Source organism: Kineococcus vitellinus (assembly GCF_009906315.1).
Classification (GTDB): Bacteria; Actinomycetota; Actinomycetes; order Actinomycetales; family Kineococcaceae; genus Kineococcus; species Kineococcus vitellinus.
Genome location: NZ_JAAALL010000011.1, coordinates 1 through 18,055, shown reverse-complemented (window position 1 = coordinate 18,055; position 18,055 = coordinate 1). Strand labels below are relative to the sequence as shown.

Annotated in this window: 12 protein-coding genes; 9 read left to right on the top strand and 3 right to left on the bottom strand. The window is 72.5% G+C overall.

Translation table 11 applies throughout. The annotated features are described in order from the left end of the window. The first annotated feature begins 670 nt into the window (after positions 1-670). Entirely contained in the window at positions 671-2,320 is a 1,650-nt protein-coding gene (locus GTQ99_RS02280; protein WP_166614123.1) for a thiamine pyrophosphate-binding protein, read from the top strand. Positions 2,321-2,400: 80 nt separating this feature from the next. Here GTQ99_RS02280 and GTQ99_RS02275 read toward each other — a convergent pair whose 3' ends face one another. Next, positions 2,401-4,305, bottom strand: coding sequence for an FAD-dependent monooxygenase (locus GTQ99_RS02275; RefSeq protein WP_166614122.1), 1,905 nt, complete (start codon positions 4,303-4,305; stop codon positions 2,401-2,403). 239 nt (positions 4,306-4,544) lie between these two features. On the opposite strand from GTQ99_RS02275, the gene GTQ99_RS02270 reads away from it, so the two are divergent. Both GTQ99_RS02270 and GTQ99_RS02265 read left to right on the top strand, forming a co-directional pair. After that, complete coding sequence (locus GTQ99_RS02270) at positions 4,545-5,261, top strand: helix-turn-helix domain-containing protein (protein WP_166614121.1); 717 nt, start codon at positions 4,545-4,547, stop codon at positions 5,259-5,261. A gap of 92 nt (positions 5,262-5,353) precedes the next feature. Further along, positions 5,354-6,322 carry an AraC-like ligand-binding domain-containing protein gene (locus tag GTQ99_RS02265; RefSeq protein WP_166614120.1) on the top strand — a complete coding sequence of 323 codons (969 nt, stop codon included), beginning with the start codon at positions 5,354-5,356 and terminating at the stop codon, positions 6,320-6,322. A gap of 101 nt (positions 6,323-6,423) precedes the next feature. Here the strand turns inward: GTQ99_RS02265 and GTQ99_RS26545 are convergent, their stop codons facing one another. Then, positions 6,424-7,959, bottom strand: a complete 1,536-nt coding sequence (locus GTQ99_RS26545) for a GMC family oxidoreductase N-terminal domain-containing protein (protein WP_166614119.1) — start codon at positions 7,957-7,959, stop codon at positions 6,424-6,426. 238 nt (positions 7,960-8,197) lie between these two features. Between GTQ99_RS26545 and GTQ99_RS02255 the strand changes: the two genes are divergently transcribed. The 5 genes from GTQ99_RS02255 (at position 8,198) to GTQ99_RS02235 (ending at position 14,811) form a co-directional block, all read left to right on the top strand. Beyond that, entirely contained in the window at positions 8,198-9,682 is a 1,485-nt protein-coding gene (locus tag GTQ99_RS02255) for an aldehyde dehydrogenase family protein (RefSeq protein ID WP_166614118.1), read from the top strand. A gap of 153 nt (positions 9,683-9,835) precedes the next feature. Further along, positions 9,836-10,429 (top strand): TetR/AcrR family transcriptional regulator, encoded by a 594-nt coding sequence (locus GTQ99_RS02250; RefSeq protein ID WP_166614117.1) that lies wholly within the window; start codon positions 9,836-9,838, stop codon positions 10,427-10,429. A gap of 242 nt (positions 10,430-10,671) precedes the next feature. Further along, a complete protein-coding gene (locus GTQ99_RS02245) occupies positions 10,672-12,717 on the top strand; it encodes a primary-amine oxidase (RefSeq protein WP_166614116.1) in 2,046 nt (681 codons plus the stop codon). Then, entirely contained in the window at positions 12,710-14,215 is a 1,506-nt protein-coding gene (locus GTQ99_RS02240) for an APC family permease (protein ID WP_166614115.1), read from the top strand. The genes GTQ99_RS02245 and GTQ99_RS02240 overlap by 8 nt, the downstream gene beginning before the upstream one ends. Further along, positions 14,212-14,811, top strand: a complete 600-nt coding sequence (locus GTQ99_RS02235; RefSeq protein ID WP_166614114.1) for a hypothetical protein — start codon at positions 14,212-14,214, stop codon at positions 14,809-14,811. The genes GTQ99_RS02240 and GTQ99_RS02235 overlap by 4 nt, the downstream gene beginning before the upstream one ends. Before the next feature lie 54 nt (positions 14,812-14,865). Here GTQ99_RS02235 and GTQ99_RS02230 read toward each other — a convergent pair whose 3' ends face one another. Continuing rightward, positions 14,866-15,930, bottom strand: coding sequence for a helix-turn-helix domain-containing protein (locus GTQ99_RS02230; RefSeq protein ID WP_166614113.1), 1,065 nt, complete (start codon positions 15,928-15,930; stop codon positions 14,866-14,868). 193 nt (positions 15,931-16,123) lie between these two features. Here GTQ99_RS02230 and GTQ99_RS02225 point away from each other — a divergent pair, with 193 nt between their 5' ends. Further along, complete coding sequence (locus GTQ99_RS02225; RefSeq protein ID WP_205706640.1) at positions 16,124-17,980, top strand: amidohydrolase family protein; 1,857 nt, start codon at positions 16,124-16,126, stop codon at positions 17,978-17,980. Positions 17,981-18,055: the final 75 nt, after the last annotated feature.

The window sequence follows — 18,055 nt, the reverse complement described above, 5'->3', positions numbered from 1 at the left end:
TCACGGCGTCACCGGCCTGGGTCGGTGCGCCCGGCGACGGACTCGCTCGAGGTCCTCGACGTCGTCACCGCAGGTCGCGCCCCGGCGGTGGTGGAGCTGGTGGACGATCCGGTCGAGGAGGACGGGGCGATGACCGTCCGAGGGTCGGTGTCCAGCGTCCTCGAGAGTCTTGAAATCTCGCCGGTGCAAGGCCTCGCCATGCCGCTGCCTGCAGCTGGCCGGCGCCTCCACCTGGTGCGCACGACACCGGCGTCCCGCGCTCCGGCGGTTGAGCCAGGGAGCTGAGCCGGGCCGGCGCGAGTTGCAGCGGCAGCAGGTGCAGCGCCGGGCCGAGCGGGCCGTCGACCCGGCAGACGACTCCGACGCGGGCGGGATCCATCCCGCCGCCTCCTCAGCGACGGTCTGCACGACTCCTCGCAGCTGGCACGCTGTCACGCGCCTGAGCGCGACCGTCGTGCACGAGCTCTCGACGGTGCTGTCGCGGAGACCGCAGGCGCCGCGCAGGTCGCAGAGGTCGTGGAGAGCGCAGCAGTTCCGGGGTTCCCCCTCCACGCCGCCTGTCCTACAGTTGCTTCGTCCGGACGATGGTCCCGGTGCCCGCAAAAGGGGCACGAAGCGACGGTGCCGCGAGACACATAGGGAAACCGCCACACCGTCCTCCGGAGTCCGCATGCCCACCGTCTCCGCCCAGGTCGCGCGCGCCCTGGCACCTCACACCAGCGACGCCTTCGGCCTCATGGGCAACGGCAACGCTCACTTCATCGACGCCCTGCACACCGCCGGCCAGGTGCGCTTCACCGCCGTCCGGCACGAGGCCGCCGCGGTCGCGGCGGCCGATGCCTACTCCCGCGCCTGCAACCGCCTGGCCGTGGCCACCACCACCTACGGCGCCGGCTTCACCAATGCGATCACCTCGCTGGCCGAAACCGCGCAGGCGAGGGTTCCCCTGGTGCTGGTGGTGGGGGAGCGACCCACCACCGGCCCGCGCCCCTGGGACGTGGACCAGGTGGCGATCGCTGCCGCCCTGGGGGTGCGCACCTTCACCGTCGGCCGGCAGGACGCGGCCGCGGTGACGACGGCGGCGGTGCAGCACGCGCTCTGCGAGCGCACCGCGGTCGTGGTGGCGATCCCGTACGACCTCGCGGCCCGCTCCGCGGCGGAGGCCGGCGAGCTGCCCGCGCTGCGAGTGCCTGCACCGCCCGCCGTGGACGCCCCCGCGGCCGCTGCCGCCGCCGCGGAGCTGGCTCCTGCTCGGCGGCCCTTCCTGCTCGCCGGGCGCGGCGCCGTCCTGGCCGGCGCGGGCGCCGTGCTCGGGGATCTGGCGCAGGCGCTCGGGGCGGTCACGGGGACCACGGCGATCGCCCGCGGCACCTTCCCCGATGCGCGCCACGACGTGGGGGTGGTGGGGGGGTTCGGCCACGAGGAGGCGATGGCCCTGGTGCAGGACGCGGACGTCGTGCTGGTGGTCGGGGCGGGTCTGAACCAGTTCACCTCCCGCTTCGGGCGCCTCTTCGCCCCGGGCACGCGGGTGATCCAGGTCGACGAGGGGCGGGGCCCCACCCACCCGGCGGTCACGCACTTCGTGCGCGGTGACGCCGCCCAGGCCGTGCGCGCGGTGCGCGAGGCCCTGCCGGAGCGCCGGGGCGCCGATCCGGGCTGGCGCGCCGCGGTGGCCGAGATCACCGGCCGCGGCCTGCACCGGCGCGACCCGGGTGTCGGCCTGGCGGCCGACGGCCGACTCGACCCTCGCAGCGTGGCCACCCGGCTGGCCGGGGTGCTGCCCGAGGACCGGGTCGTCGTCTCCGACGGTGGTCACTTCATCGGCTGGGCCAACGCCTACTGGCCGGTAGCCGCACCGCACCGGATGCAGATGGTCGGAACCGCCTACCAGAGCATCGGGCTGGGACTGGCGAGCGCCGTGGGCGCGGCCCGCGCCTGCCCCGAGTCGACGATCGTGCTGAGCACCGGGGACGGCGGCTGCCTGATGGCGCTGGCCGACCTGGAGAGCGTGGTGCGTGAGACCCGCCGGGGGATCGTCGTGGTGTGGAACGACGCCGCCTACAACGCCGAGGTGAGCCTGTACGGCAAGCAGGGCCTGGCGCTGGAGCCGATGCTCATCCCCGACGTCGACTTCGCGGCCCTGGCGCGCGCGGTGGGCGCCGAGGCCGCGGTGGCGCGCACGCTGGAGGACCTCGACCGGCTGGCGGACTGGATCGCCTCGGGGCGCGAGGGCGTCTTCCTGCTGGACTGCCGGATCAGCGCCAGCGTCGTCGCGCCTCACCAGGAGGAGATCATCGCGGTGAACACCGCCGCGAGGTAGCCGCGGCCGCGTGGTGAGCACGCCTCGGCCGCCGCTCCCCGAGCGAGCGGCGGCCGAGGCGTGCTGCGGGTCTTGCAGGTTCAAGCCCTCGCGGGGACCGGCACGCGCAGCAGCGGAGCGAAGAAGGCCGCCAGATCTGGCTCCGCGCTCAAGGGCAGCACGTTGGCCACGTACTGGTCCGGGCGCACCACGACGACGACACCGTCGCGGTCCAGCCCGCGTGCGGTGAAGATGTCGGCCGCCGGGTCGGCGGCGTACACCTTCTCGTAGTCCACCAGCTCGAAGCGGCCGGTGCGGGGCTTGAACAGCTCCGGCACGGAGGCGATGTCGATGCTGGCGTGCTCTTGCTGGTAGACCACCTTGACGTCGAACCACGCATCGACGTCCGCGCCCGCAGGGGTGGTGGTCAGCGGTGAGTCCGGCGCCTGGCCCAGCCAGTGCGCGAACTCGTCGACCGCCGTGGCCGCACCCGGCGCCGCCGCGTCGGCGAAGACGTAGATGCGCCAGCGGCCATCGGCGGTGGCGTGGTGGCCCAGCTGCACCGGGTTGCCGTCGCACACACGCACCACGGGAGCGGACTTGAAGCGCTTGCCGATGGGGAAGCCGGTGGCCAGTCCTTGGTGGGCCGGCTCGGCGACCAGCATCGAGGGGGTGTACTGCACGGCGAAGCCGGCGAGGTTCTCGGCGGTGCGCACGTAGTAGCGCTCCAGCTCGCCGGGGTCGGCCATCTCCTCGGGCTTCTTGGCCATCAGCGTCGACCACTCGCGGTCGAAGTCGATGAGGGCCTGCGCGGCCACCTGCCGCTCGGCGGAGTAGGTCGTCAGCAGGCTCTCGGGGGCGCGGCCCTCGAGCACGTGGCCGAGCTTCCAGGCGATGTTGAACCCGTCCTGCATCGAGACGTTCATCCCCTGCCCGGCCTTGGCGCTGTGGGTGTGGCAGGCGTCGCCGGTGATGAAGACCCGGGGGGTGCGGGTGCCCGCCTGCTCGGGCAGGACGTCGTCGAAGCGGTCGCTCAGGCGGTGGCCGACCTCGTAGACGCTGTGCCAGGCGACGTCGCGCACATCGAGGGTGTAGGGGTGCAGGATCTCCTGGGCGGTGGCGATGATCTGCTCGAGGGTGGTGGCGCGCACCGCGCTGCTGCCGCCTTCGGGCACCTCGCCGAGGTCGACGTACATGCGGAACAGGTGCCCACCCTCACGGGGGATCAACAGGATGCTGCCCCCGGTGCTGGACTGGATGGCGCACTTGCGGCGGATGTCGGGGAAGTCGGTGACGGCCAGGGCGTCCATGACCCCCCAGGCGTGGTTGGCCGCCGCCCCCGCCAGCGTGCAGCCGATGGAGGCGCGCACCCGGCTGCGCGCACCGTCAGCGCCGATGACGTACCTGGCGCGCACGGTGCACGTCCGTCCCGCGTCCTCGCCCGCCGCGCGCCGCAGGGTGACCTCGACGGGATGGTCCTCGCTCGCGGGGTGCACGAGGAGGTCCTGGAACTCGTAGCCGTAGTCCGGGCGCATGCGCGTCGGGGCGTTGGCCATCGCCTCGGCGAAGTAGTCCAGCACCCGCGCCTGGTTGACGATCAGGTGCGGGAACTCGCTGATCTCGGAGGGGTCGTCGGGTGTCAGCGCGGTCCGCGTGATGCGCGCGGGGTCGGTGGGATCCGGCTTCCAGAAGGCCGTCTCGGTGATGCGGTAGGCCTCGGCGCTGATGCGGCCGGCGAAGCCGAAGGCCTGGAAGGTCTCCACGCTGCGCGCCTGGATGCCGTCGGCTTGACCGATCGCCAGTCGGCCCTCGCGACGGTCGACGATGCGGGTGCTCACGCCGGGGAACTGAGCCAGTTGCGCGGCCGCGATCATCCCGGCCGGTCCGGTGCCGACGATGAGCACGTCGACTCGCTCGGGCAGCTCTTCGGGGCGGTCCAGCCCCGTGCCGGCAGCCGGCTGGATCCGGGGATCGCCGGAGACGTATCCGTGGTGGTGGAACTGCACGGGCTCTGCCCACCTCTCTGTGGCACCCTGCGCCAGGAACGGCGTATTCGATATCGGAACGAGCAGTTCTGATGTAGAACAACCGTAGGGTCAGTGGTTGGAGCCGTCAAGGCCGCCCGGCGCATCGGTAGGGTTCGCGGCACCTGGCGCCGCCAGCGCGCCGCACTACGACCGGTGCGACGCTCGATGTGGTGATCAAGCCGGTGATGAGCTGGTGGTCCAAGGAGTGAGGAGGCGAAGTGGCCGTCGAGGGAGCGCTGTCGCAGACGCTGTCGCGCGGACTGCAGGTGCTGGAACTGCTCGCCGCCGCTGAGCAGGCGCTGAGCGTGGACGACGTCGCCGCCGGCTTGGGACTGCACCGCTCCATCGCCTACCGGCTGCTGCGCACGCTGGAAGCGCACCGCCTCGTCGATCGCGACGCCGCCGGGCGTTATCGCCCCGGCGTCGGGCTGGCGGTCCTGGCGCGCTCGGTGCTCCCCGACCTGCGCACCGCGGCCGAGCCGGTGCTGGAGGCCGCGGCGGCCGACCTCGGCGTCACCGCCTTCGTGGTGGTCGCCCGCGGCGACGACTGCGTGACGCTGGCCAGCGTGGAGCCGCGCCGCCCCGGCGCGAGCTTGGCCCAGCGCCCCGGCACCGTGCACCCTCTGGAGCGCGGGGCGCCGGGACTGGCGCTGCTCGCAGCGCGCCCTGCGGTGCCGGCAGGTTCCCGCGCGGCGGAGGTCGAACAGGTGCGCCGCCGTGGCTGGGCCACCTCCCACGACGAGGTGATCCCGGGGCTGCGGGCGGTGGCGGTTCCGGTGCCGGCGCACCTGGAGGAGCCCTGCGCCCTCGCGGTGGTCTACATCGACGGCACCGTGCTCGACGAGGCGGAGGTCGCCGCACGGCTGAGCGCAGCGGCCCGGCAGCTGTCCACAGCGCTGGGGCGCCCAGGCGGCGCTGCGCGCGCACTCGGGTGAGCGAGCGCAGCTGCGTCTGCTGCTGGCACCGACGAGGCGGTTAGCATCGTGCGGACCGCCACTGTGCCGTGGCGGCGCTCGAGGAGGGGTCCATGACGTCGACGACTCCGTACACCCACCCGGCGACCGGCGCCGGACTGCAGCTGCAGGGCATCGACGCCTTCAGCGAGGCGGTCTCCTCCGCCTTCGTGCCGCTGCAGGTGAGCACCAGCGCTCCCGACCGCTTCCGCGCGCACCTGCGCTCCAGGGGAGCCGCCGGCATCGAGGTGATCGAGATCGACGCCCGCCGCCACCTGGTGGAGCGCACCCCCGGGCTGGTGCAGCGAGGAGGAGCTCCCCGCTTCAAGGTGAGCGTGCAGCTGGAAGGCAGCTGCCTGCTGGTGCAAAGCGATCGGGAGGCGGTGCTGGCCGCCGGTGACGTGGCGGTCTACGACACCTCGCGCCCCTACTCCATGGCCTTCGACGACGACTTCCGCGCGCTGATCCTCATGTTTCCGCACTCCCTGATCGGTCTGCCGCCCGAGCAGGTGCGGGAGGTGACGGCCACGCGCTTCGACGGCGCGCACGGCGTAGGTGCCGTGGTGGCTCCGTTCCTGGCGCACATGGCCGAGCAGCTCGAGCGCGTCGCCGAGCCGGCCCGGGCGCGCTTGAGCAGCCACGCGCTGGACCTGGTGACCACGCTGGTCTGCTCTGAACTGGATGTGCGCTCCAGCGCGGATGCCCGCCAGCGCGCCCTGCTGGCCCGCATCCACGAGCACATCGAGGCCCGCCTGGCCGATCCGACGTTGAGCCCGGTCAGCATCGCCGCGGCCCACCACGTCTCCACGCGGCACCTGCACGCCCTCTTCCGGGCCGAAGGCGCCACCGTCGCGGCATGGATCAAGCAACGACGCCTGGAGCGCTGCCGCCGTGACCTCACCGACCCTGCGCAGGTGGGCCTGCCCGTGGCGGCGATCGGTGCGCGCTGGGGCTTCAGCGACCCGGCGCACTTCTCCCACGCCTACAAGGGCGCCTACGGCGAGCCGCCCTCGCGAGCACGCGGCAGCGCCCAGCGCGGCTGAGCCGCCCTCGCGAGCACGCACGATCGTTTTCAGCGTCCACGCGAGGATCTGCGCACCAGCGGCGAGCACTGGCGCACCACCGGCGTACCGCCAGTGCGGTCTCAGCTGGTCAGGGCTGCTGCGGCCTTCTCCCCGATCATGATGCTGGGAGCGTTGGTGTTGCCGGAGGTGATGCGCGGCATGATCGAGGCGTCCGCCACGTGCAGGCCCTGCACGCCGTGCACCGCCAGGCACGGATCGACCACCGCCATCTCGTCCACGCCCATGCGGCAGGTGCCGACCTGGTGGTGGTAGGTGATCACGGTGCGACGCACGTACTCGCGCACCGCTTCCTCGCTGTCCACCTCGGCGCCCGGATAGAGCTCTCGTGCGCCCCACTCCTCGGCCAGCGCCGGCGCGGCGCCGATCCGGCGGCACTGAGCCACCGAGAAGGCCAGTGCCTGCAGGTCGGCCTCCTCGGACAGCGCTGCCGGGTCGATGAGCAGCTCGTCGTGCGGGGAGGAGCCGGACAGGCGCAGCTCGCCGCGGCTGTGCGGGCGGATCAGGCCCGCCATCAAGGAGAAGCCACTGCTCGGGCCCTGCATCCACGGCTCGTACATGGGGACGCTGAAGTGGATCGGCTGGGTGTCGGGCACCTCCAGCTCGGGCCGGCTGCGGGCGAACAGGTGCGTCTGGGTGACCGAGGCGCCACCCGCGGGCGGGGCGATCTCACGTCCGGTGGCGAAGATCACCGGGGAGAGGAAGTGGTCGTGCAGGTTCTTGCCCACGCCGGGCAGGTCCAGCACTGGGCGAACTCCCACCGCCTCCAGCTCCGCGGCCGGCCCGATGCCGCTGAGCAGCAGCAGCCTGGGGGAGCCGATGGCGCCGGCCGAGAGCACGATCCTCCCGGCCTGCTGGCGCACCAGCCGCCCGCCCACCTCGTACTCCAGACCCACCACCCGCCCACCCTCCAGCAGCAGGCGGTGCACGTGCGCACCGGTGACGACCTCGAGGGCGGGGGAGTCGAGCACGGGGCGCACGTAGGCGGTGTAGGTGCTCAGCCGTCGCCCGTCGCGCACGGTGATCTGCTGCTGCGAGATGCCGTCCAGCTCTCCGGCGTTGTAGTCAGGGTTGAAGGGGATGCCGACCTGCTGGGCGGCCTGCACGATGGAAGCCTGGATCGGGGCGAGCGGGTAGCTGCCGACGACATCCAGCAGGCCGTCCTTGCCACGCAGCTCGCTGGCGCCGCCGTCGTAGTCCTCGATGGCCTTGAAGGCCGGCAGGACGTCCCGCCACCCCCAGCCGGTGCAGCCGGCGGCTGCCCAGGCGTCGTAGTCGCTGGCGTGCCCTCGCACGTAGATGGTCGCGTTGAGGGCGTGGGAGCCGCCGACCACCTTGCCGCGCGGTAGGTGCAGGCGTCGGCCGAGGGCGTGCTCCTGAGGAGTGGTGAAGTGCCCCCAGTCCTCCGGACCGTGCCACAGCTCGCCCAGGCGACCGACGTCGTGGATGGCCGGGTTGAGGTCCTCGCCGCCGGCCTCCAGCAGCAGCACCCGCTGGCCGGCGTCCACCAGGCGCCGGGTGATCACAGAGCCGGCCGAACCGGCGCCCACGACGACGGTGTCGTAGGAGGGGACCGCACCTGGCGTCGTCCGGCTCACGATCGTCTCCTTCGACGGCTCGGCTGTGCTGGCTGGTGCACCGGACGTCGATGCGCCGCTCGTTCGCCACTCTGCTGCGAGCGGACAGCCTGAGTCAGCGGGGTGGGCGACTCTTGTGCGCTCTCGGACAAGCACTGCGCGCGCACGCCCAAGCCTTCAGCCCGGGCCGGGGGGATCCTGGCCGCAGCCCGTCCGCGGTCCGTTCACCGAGGAACCCGCAAGGATGTGAAGGAGCACCATGACCGCCACCGACACCGGCGCGAGCACCTCTGCCACCGCCACCTCCGCCGGCTCTGAGGAGGACCTGCTGGCCCGGGTCAGCGCCCCGCAGGGGCAAGGCCGCCAGATCCGCGAGCCCGCCACCGGAGCCGTTCTCGGCGCGGCCCCCGTCCACAGCAAGCAGGACCTCGACGCGGCCGTGGCCGCCGCCCGCGCCGCGCAGCCCGCCTGGGCCGCGAGCGGGCACGAGCAGCGCTCGCAGGTGCTGCTGCGCATGGCCGACCGCATCGACGCCCTCGCCGAGCCGCTGGCACGGCTGCTGGCCCGCGAGCAGGGCAAGCCGTTGAATGGGCCCAACGCCCGCTTCGAGGTTGGCGCCTGCTCGGCGTGGCTGCGCGCCACCGCCGCCACGACGCTCGAGCCGCAGGTCGTCGTCGACGACGGTGCCACCCGCGCGGAGCTCACCTACCGCCCCGTCGGTGTCGTCGGCGCGATCGGCCCGTGGAACTGGCCCTTGATGATCACCATCTGGCAGGTCGCCCCCGCGCTACGCATGGGCAACGCCGTCGTCGTCAAGCCCTCCGAGTACACCCCCCTCAGCGTCCTGGCCCTCATCTCCATCCTTAACGAGGAGCTGCCCGAAGGTGTCCTGAGCGCAGTCTCCGGCGAGGGCGAGGTGGGCGCGCGCCTGGCGTCCCACCCCGATGTGGACAAGGTGATGTTCACCGGTTCCACCGCCACCGGCCGCAGGATCATCGAGAGCTCTGCCGGCAACCTGGCGCGGCTGACCTTGGAGCTGGGCGGCAACGACGCGGGCATCGTCCTGCCCGACGCCGACCCGCAGGCGATCGCCGACGGCCTCTTCTGGGGAGCCTTCATCAACACCGGCCAGACGTGCGCAGCCCTCAAGCGCCTGTACGTGCACGACTCCCTCTACGAGGAGGTCGTCGACGCCCTCGCCGACGTGGCCCGCGCGATGCCGATGGGGGCGAGCCTGGACGAGACCAGCGTGCTGGGTCCGTTGCAGAACAAGCAGCAGTTCGACGTCGTCGCCCGCCTGGTCGAAGACGCCAAGCAGCGCGGTGGCCGCATCGTCACCGGCGGGCAGCCGGCCACCGAGCTGGGTGAGCTCTTCTTCCCCGTCACCCTGATCGCGGATCTGAAGGACGGCGACCCACTGGTCGACGAGGAGCAGTTCGGGCCGGCCCTGCCGATCATCCGCTACAGCGAGATCGACGACGCCGTCGCCAGCGCCAACCGCCTGGAGGCCGGCCTCGGTGCTTCTGTCTGGTCCGCCGACCCGGCGGCCGCGCGGGCGGTGGCCGAACGGATCCAGGCGGGCACGGTCTGGATCAACTCCCACGGCGGGGTGCACCCGATGGTGCCCTTCGGCGGGGTCAAGGGCTCCGGCTACGGGCTGGAGTTCGGGGTGGAGGGCTTGAAGGCTGTCGCCGCACCGCAGGTGATCAGCGCAGCCTCGCCCACGATCGCTCCCACGGCCTGAGCAGGTGGTGGCCAGGAGCTGGCAGCGGTGCTGGTTCAGGGGGCACGGCGCCAGGGAGCGCCGCGCTGACCACCTCCCGCGGCGTGATCTCGGGCGTGGCAGGCTTGGGTCGCGGTCGGCGCCCGGTCGACCCGCTGACGCGGACGAGGAGCCATGCCCAAGCTCGTCGATCACGCCGCTAGGCGCCGCGAGATCATCCAGGCCACCTGGCGCCTCATCGGTGAGCACGGTGCGGACGCCGCGACCATGCGCGAGATCGCCCGGGAGGCCGGGTTCGCCAACGGCGCTTTGACGCACTACTTCGCCGACAAGGAGGATCTGCTCCGATCGGCCTACCAGTACGTCTACGAGCAGACCAACCAGCGTGCAGCGGCGGTGACGCACGGGCTGGCGGGTGTGGCGGCGCTGCGAGCCTTCTGCCAGGAAGTCCTGCCCCTGGACGAGCTGAGGCTGCACGAGGCTCGGGTGGCCATCGCGGCATGGAGCCATGCGGTCGTGGACCCCGAACTCGCGCGGGTGCACGGTCAGGCGATGGCGACCTGGCACGCTGCGCTGGTCACCTGGCTGCAGGAGGCCAGCCGGGCCGGTGAGGTCGTCTCAGCCGTCGATGCCGCAGTGCTGGCCGACCAGCTGCTGGCGCAGCTGACGGGCGCGCAGATCCTGGCTCTGTCCGGAGCGGGGGCGCTCAGCGCCGAGCGGTTGCTGACCTCGCTGAACACCTTCCTGGCGGCGCTTCACCGGCCGTGAGCGCCGACCGCTGACGTGACGTGCCCACGGACCTGATACGCCCACGGACCTGATGCGCCCGCATGCACGCGGGGCGTGGCTCTCGCCTGTCGGCTGCGGCGCAGGTGTGGCGCAGGTGTGGCGCCGGTGCGCAGGCGCCTGCGGTGATCGTGGTGAAACAGGCGCGCAACGAGTTCTTGCCGTGGGCGTAACCCGTCGCGTACCTTTTCTTCTACGCTCGGAGACTCAACGAGGAGGTCCGCATGACGGCGATCACGCCTGTTCCCGCCGCGAGTCCCACCACGCACGGCACCCACCCGCTGTCCTCGCTGACGGCCGCCGAGATCGACGCCGTCCGCGCCGCACTGGATGCGGCCGGCCTGCTGCGGGAGACCTCGCGCTTCGTCTACGTCGGGCTCGACGAGCCGACCAAGCAGGAGTTGCGCGAGGCCGGCGCGCTCGGCAGCCTGGCCCCGCGCCGGGCGCGGGTGCTGCTGCACGACGTCAACCGGGTCGCGGCCAAGGACGCCATCGTCCAACTGTCCGCGCCCGGGCGCGGACAGGTCGTCTCGGTGAGCGACCTCGACGCGGCCACCGACGGCCAGCTGCCGGTCCTGGACGAGGAGTTCGAGCTCGTCGAACAGCTGCTGGCCACCGACGAGCGCTGGCTGGCTGCGCTGGCCGTGCGCGACCTCGACGTCGCCGACGTGCGCGTGGCGCCGTTGTCGGCGGGCGTGTTCGAGTACGCCGAGGAGAGCGGTCGGCGCATCCTGCGCGGGCTGGCCTTCCGCCAGGACCACCCCGGCGACCACGCCTGGGCCCACCCGATCGACGGACTGGTCGGCTACGTCGACGTCATCGCCCACGAAGTCACCCAGGTGATCGACCTCGGTGCGGTGCCGGTGCCGGCCGGCTCGGGCAACTACGACGACCCGAAGGTGCGCGGGGAGTACCGCACCACGCAGAAGCCGATCGAGATCACTCAGCCGCTGGGCCCCAGCTTCACCCTCGACGGCGACCTGCTGCGCTGGGAGAACTTCTCGGTGCGCGTCGGCTTCGATGCCCGTGAGGGTCTGGTCCTGCACCAGATCTCCTTCTTCGACCGCGACCAGGGCCGCGAGCGTCCCATCGTCCACCGCGCCTCGATCGCCGAGATGGTCGTGCCCTACGCCGACCCATCTCCGGTGCGCAGCTGGCAGAACTACTTCGACACCGGTGAGTACCTCGTGGGCCGCTACGCCAACGCCCTCGAGCTCGGCTGCGACTGCCTGGGCGAGATCACCTACATGGACGCCGTCGTCGCCGACGAGCTGGGCAACCCCAGGATCCTGCCCAACGCGGTGTGCATCCATGAGGAGGACTACGGCATCCTCTTCAAGCACACCGACGCCTGGGCGGGCACGTCCACCGTGCGCCGCCAGCGCCGCCTGGTGATCTCCTTCTTTACCACCATCGGTAACTACGACTACGGCTTCTACTGGTACCTCTACCTCGACGGCACCATCGAGTTCGAGGCCAAGGCCACCGGCATCGTCTTCACCTCCGCCTACCCGGCGCCGGACGAGGACGGCAACGCCTACCCCTACGCCTCGCAGATCGCCCCGGGTCTGGGAGCGCCCTACCACCAGCACCTCTTCTCCGCCCGGCTGGACATGGCCGTCGACGGCGAGGAGAACCTCGTCGAGGAGGTCGAGGTCCGCCGCGTGCCCACCGGCCCGGACAACCCGCGGGGCAACGCGTTCACCACCACCACCACGCCCCTGCGCACCGAGTCGCAGGCCCGGCGCCAGGCGAACCCCTCCCTGGCGCGGGTGTGGCACATCACCAACCCCCAGCGCCGCAACGCGCTGGGTCAGCCGGTGGCTTACGCCCTGCTCCCCGAAGGCCAGCCGACGCTGCTGGCCGCGCCGGACTCCTCCATCCAGCGCCGCGCCGAGTTCGCCACCGAACACCTGTGGGTCACCCGCTACGACCCCGCGCAGCGCTACTCCGCCGGCGACTTCGTCAACCAGCACACCGGTGGCTCCGGGCTGCCGGCCTACGTGGCCGCCGACCGCGACATCGACGGCGCCGACCTGGTGGTCTGGCACACCTTCGGCCTCACCCACGTGCCCCGGCCGGAGGACTGGCCGATCATGCCGGTGGACTACACCGGCTTCAAGCTCAAGCCGGTGGGCTTCTTCGACCGCAACCCCGCTCTGGACGTGCCACCGTCGGCGGGCGCGCACTGCACCGCGTCGGCGGGCGGAGCCTCGGCCGCTGGGGCGGCGGCGAGCTCCTCGTGCTGTGGTGGGCGCAGCGATGACTGAGCCGGGCGCACCAGCGCAGCAGCCCGCCACCGGGTTGCGCGGATCCATCGGCGTGCCCGGCATCGTCTTCCTCGTCGTCGCCTCCGCGGCGCCCTTGACCGCGATCGGCGGAGCCTTGCCGGTGATGCTCGCGCTGGGCAACGCAGCCGGCACCCCGGTGGCCTACCTCGCGGTGGCGGCGGTGCTGCTGCTGTTCAGCGTCGGCTACGCCGCCATGAGCCGGCACGTCACCGACACCGGGGCGTTCTTCGCCTACGTCACCCGGGGGCTGGGCCGGGCGCCGGGACTGGGCGCGGCGGGTCTGGCGCTGCTGACGTACACCGCGATCCAAGCGGGCATCTACGGCTTGGCCGCCAGCACCCTGCAGTCGCTGGCCGTGCGCTACGGCGGGCCGCAGCTGCCGTGGTGGGCGTGGGCGGCGATCCTGCTCGCCGTCGTCGGCTTCCTCGGCTACCGCAACATCGACCTGGGCGCGAAGATCCTGGGTGTGCTGCTGGTCCTGGAGATCGGGGTCGTCGCCCTGCTCAGCGCCGCGATCCTGCTGCGCGGCGGCCCGGAAGGCGCCTCGCTGGACTCCTTCGAGCCAACCACCTTCGCCTCCGGATCGCCCGGCATCGCCTTGATGTTCGCCATCGCCTCCTTCATCGGATTCGAGGCCACCGCCATCTACGGCGAGGAAGCAAGGAACCCGCGGCGCACCGTCCCGATCGCCACGTACGTGGCCGTGGTCCTCATCGGCGTCTTCTACGCCTTCGCCAGCTGGGCCGTCGTCGTCGCCGTGGGTCCCTCGCGGGTGCAGGCGGTGGCCGGTGAGCACACCGCCGACCTGGTCATCGGGGTCCTCAGCGCCCGGTACCTGGGCACCTTCGGCGCGCACGTCCTGCCCGTGCTGCTGTTCACCAGCCTCTTCGCCGCGCTGCTGGCCTTCCACAACGCCATCGCCCGCTACTGCTACGCGCTGGGCCGCGTCGGGGCCCTACCGCACCTGCTCAGCCGCACCCACCACCGCTACCGCTCCCCGCACACCGGCTCACTGGCGCAGACCGTCTGCGCGCTGGTGGTCCTGGCCGCATTCACCCTGGCCGGCGCCGATCCCGTCGCGCAGCTGTTCACCTGGATGTCGGGTCTGGCCACCCTCAGCGTGCTGGTCCTGATGCTGCTGGCCTGCGCGGCGGTCCTGGTCTTCTTCGCACGCGGCGACATCGACCGGCGCGCCTGGAACACGCGCGTCGCCCCTGCGCTGGGAGGCGTGGGCCTGCTCGGAGTGCTGGCCGCGGTCCTGGCGAACTTCACCACCCTCATCGGCGGCTCCACCGTGCTCGCCGTGCTGCTGCTGGCGTTGGTGGTGCTGGCGTTCGTGGCCGGTGCCGCGAGCGCCAGACGCCCACCGAGCGCCGCGCCGGGCAGCGCGGCTGCGGCGACCACCGCGGCAGGTGCCCGGCCGAGCCCCCCCTCGGCGGGCGCACCGACCTCCGCGCCGAGCTCCGCGCCGAGGTGAGCGAGCGCGGCGCGTTGCTCGCCCACGCCCACCTCAGCCTGGCGGTGCTCGGCTTCACGCTGGCGCTGCTGGCCGTGGTGGTGCGCCGCCGACAGCGTTGGCCGCAGCTGGTGATGGGCGTGGCCATGGTGCCCGCCCTGACGGCCGGCGCCGGTAGGGCGCTTCCCTTCGGGCTCTGGTTGACCATCGTCGTGGCCACGCTGACGGCCGCGTGGAGCAGTGCCGCGCGCGCCCACCGGAACTGCGGGAGCGTTCTCAGCGCGGTGGAACTGCTCGCGATGGCGGTGCTGCTGCTGCTCGAACCCCCGCACGCTCACGCCGGCGCCTCCAGCCCGGCGCTCGTGCTGCCTCCCGGTGCTCACCAGCACACCGTCGCCGGCCCCACCGGTGAGAGCGCTGTCCTGGCGCTGCTCGTCGCCGCGGCGTGGCTGTCGTTCGCGCTGAGCCGCTGCACGCGCCGCGCACAGGCCGGGCACCCGAGCGTCCCGCACCCCGGCGGGCACGCAAGATCAAGTGCCCTCGTGGGCGGTGCGTGCAGCAGCGCGATGGCGGCCAGCATGCTGGCGATGAGCGCCATGGCGCTGCTGCCGCCGTGAACGGCCGGGTGGGGCAACCGCGGGCGGGTCAGCGGCGCGATCAGGCCGCTGCGCTCACTGCCGGTGCCAGAGCCTGCCCACCCCGGCGTCGGGTAGTTGCCGCAGCGGGTGCAGCACCCCCTCGCGGTGGGCGTAGGCCGCTGCCTGCAGCCGGTTGGCGCTGCCCGTCTTGCGGCGCGCGCCCTCCACGTGTGAGTGCACCGTCCGCAGCGAGATGCCCAGCAAGTCGGCGATGGAGGCGTTGTCCATGCCCACGGCCAGACAGGTCAGCACATCGACCTCGCGGTGCGTCAAGCCTGCCGGCAGGTCGCCCGCGACGGCGTGCACCAGGAGCGGAACGGCGCCGTTGAGCACTCGTTCGCCGCCGAGCAGAGGTTCGACGACGAACCGGTACCACCCCCGCTCGCTGTACCACCAAGCCGTCAGCCGGTGCCGGGGGTGCAAGCCGCAGTGGTGCAGGATGCGGGCGAACACCGGGTCCGCGAGCAGGTGCGGTCGCTCGAAGCCCGTCACCTCCTCCACGCGTCCCCCGGTGACCACCGCCGCGCAGCAGTGCGCCGGCAAGCGGTGCGAGAGATCCAGACCGATCCGGCGGCAGCCGGCACCGCTGCGCTCCTCGTGCAGCCACTTGGCCAGGACCGGCTGGAAGGCAGCGGCCAGCACCTGCTGCTCGTGCCCGAAGACCTCTTGCACCGCTGAAAGGTGCAAGAACCCGAGCGTGACACCGTCGATCGCCAGGTGCACGGACATCCCGTCCTGAAAACCCGACGGCTGCAGGTAGCGGCGGAAGAAGGAACCCTCGCGGAAGGTGTTCCCCGCGTCCGTCGACAGAGACCGGGGAACGCGGGCGCCCACCACGCGCGGCAGGTGAGGATCGTTCAAGAAGCTCCGGGCGATGTCGCTCCCGGCGTCATTTCCGGTGCCGCTCCAGGTGTCGCCCACGCCTCCCCGGCTGGCCAGGATGGACGTTCGCGCACCGTCGACCAGTTGAAGGGCCGAGGCGTCACTGGGCAGGACCCGGTTCAACAGCTCCAGCACCCGCCCGGCCACCTGGATCGACTCCGCCTTCGAGGTCAGCGCGCCCAGTTCCGCCGCGATGGTCACGGCCGCGACGTCCATGCGACTCCTCGGTTTCCGCTGTGAGCCGCGACAGTACGCCGAGGGTCGATAACCGACAAGACCTACCCGCCCGGCTCGGCGACGTCCTCGGTACTTCTACGGATGCCAGCGCAGCGCCGCTGCTGCTTACCTCAGCCCATCCCCACTGCTGGCCCGGCCGCCCGGCTGCTGCCACCGTTGACAGGAGTCACCCGTGTCCCACCTCAGTCGCCGAACCCTGCTCAGCGCCGGTGCCACCGGAGCGGCGCTCGCCGGATCGGCCGTGCCGGCGAGCGCCGCCACAGGTCGTGGCCCCGCCGACCTGGTCATCGTCAACGGCAAGGTCCTCACGATGGACCAGCACTGCCGCGTGGCCGAGGCCGTCGCCGTCCGCGCCGGACGCATCGTCGCGGTGGGTTCGGCACGTGAGATCAAGCGGTTGAGCGGGCGGCGAACGCAAGTCCTGGACGCCGCAGGAGGAACCGTCCTGCCCGGCATCAACGACTCGCACCTGCACCTGAACTCCCTCAGCCTGAACCTGCCGCCGTACTCCTACCCGGTCGACACCGCCTCCATCGAGGACCTCGTCGCCGTCGTGCGCGAAGCCGTGGCGGCCACCACGGACCCGGCGGCGTGGATCCGCGGTCAGGGCTGGAACGACAACCGCCTGCCGCGCCCGCCGCGAGCAGCCGACCTCGATGCCGTCTCCGGTGAGCACCCCGTCGTCTTGACCGACTTCTCCTTCCACGCCACCACGGCCAACACCGCCGCGATGCGACTGGCCGGCATCACCCGCGACACCGTGGCCCCGCCCGGCGGGGTCATCGAGAAGGACGCCGACGGTGAGCCCACCGGTGTGCTGCGCGAGGGCGCGCAGAACCTCGTGCGCGCCGTGGTGCCCCCGTTCACCGCGCAGCAGATCGCCGAGAGCGTGCGCGCCGGGACGAAGCTGCTGCACCAGCGCGGCATCACCAGCATCACCGAGCCGGGCATCGACCTGGACACCCTGGCCGTCTACGCCGCCGAAGCCGCCGCCGGGCGCCTGGAGGTGCGGATCACCGCGCTGCTCAGCGCCGGGCCGAGCGCGGCGGGGCTGCGCAGCACGCTGGGCTCCTACGCCCGCCCGCAGGGCGTCGACGAGCGCGTGCTGCGCGTCGCCGGGGTGAAGGTCTTCGGCGACGGCATCCCCACCGCCGCCAAGACCGCCTGGTTGCACGAGCCGTACCTGGACGGTGGCAGCGGCGCCCTCACCGTGGCCGGCGCGAGCATCGAGGAGCAGCTCGCCGAGCTGAACGAGATCATCGCCGTGGCGATCACCGCGGGGATGCAGGTGGGCACCCACGCCACCGGCGATGCCACGATCGACGCGGTGGTCGCCGCCTACCTGGCGGCCATGGGCCCGCGGTGGCGGCGCGAGGACCTTCGCCACTACGTCATCCACGGCGACCTGGCGCCGCGGGAGACGCTGCGGACGATGGCGCGCCACGACATCGGCGCGAACATGAACGCAGCGATCAAGTACCTGCTGGGCAACAGCGTCGAGAGCGTCCTGGGTCCCGAGCGCACCGCCTGGCAAGCGCCCTACCGCAGCGCCCTGGACGCGGGCGTGCGGGTCTCCAGCGCCTCCGACGCGCCGGTGACGATGCCCGACTGGCTGGTCGGGGTGCTCGGTGCGGTCACCCGCGAGGGCATGTACGGCGGGGTCAGCGGCCCCGAGCAGGCGATCACCCGCCTGGAGGCGCTGATCTCCTACACGCGCACCCCCGCCTGGCAGGACCACGCCGAGCGGTGGAAGGGCACGCTGCAGCCCGGCATGGTCGCCGACGTGTGCGTCGTCGACGGCGACCTGCTCGGCGCCGACGTGCACCAGCTGCCGGACATGAGCATCTCCGCCACCGTCCTCGACGGCGCCGTCGTGCACGGCGCTGCCAGCTCCACGAGCGGCTCCGGATCCACCGCCAGCGCCGCCGCCGTGGCCATGAGCACCCGGCACGGCGCCGACTGCCTGGGCGCCGGGGCCTGCTGCTGCAAGGTCAGCGACCGCATCACCGGTCGGCCCTTCCGCGCCTGACCCACCGGCCGCCCCGTTCCACCCCCCCGCCCGCACCCGGCTCAGGAGAGATCACAGACCATGGCACACCAGGAG

Bases quoted from the DNA above. Each gene is read 5' to 3' on its own strand.
- GTQ99_RS02245 (WP_166614116.1), top strand. From the start codon at position 10,672: ATGACGGCGATCACGCCTGTTCCCGCCGCGAGTCCCACCACGCACGGC.
- GTQ99_RS02255 (WP_166614118.1), top strand. From the start codon at position 8,198: ATGACCGCCACCGACACCGGCGCGAGCACCTCTGCCACCGCCACCTCC.
- GTQ99_RS02240 (WP_166614115.1), top strand. From the start codon at position 12,710: ATGACTGAGCCGGGCGCACCAGCGCAGCAGCCCGCCACCGGGTTGCGC.
- GTQ99_RS02265 (WP_166614120.1), top strand. From the start codon at position 5,354: ATGACGTCGACGACTCCGTACACCCACCCGGCGACCGGCGCCGGACTG.
- GTQ99_RS02250 (WP_166614117.1), top strand. From the start codon at position 9,836: ATGCCCAAGCTCGTCGATCACGCCGCTAGGCGCCGCGAGATCATCCAG.
- GTQ99_RS02280 (WP_166614123.1), top strand. From the start codon at position 671: ATGCCCACCGTCTCCGCCCAGGTCGCGCGCGCCCTGGCACCTCACACC.
- GTQ99_RS02230 (WP_166614113.1), bottom strand. From the start codon at position 15,930: ATGGACGTCGCGGCCGTGACCATCGCGGCGGAACTGGGCGCGCTGACC.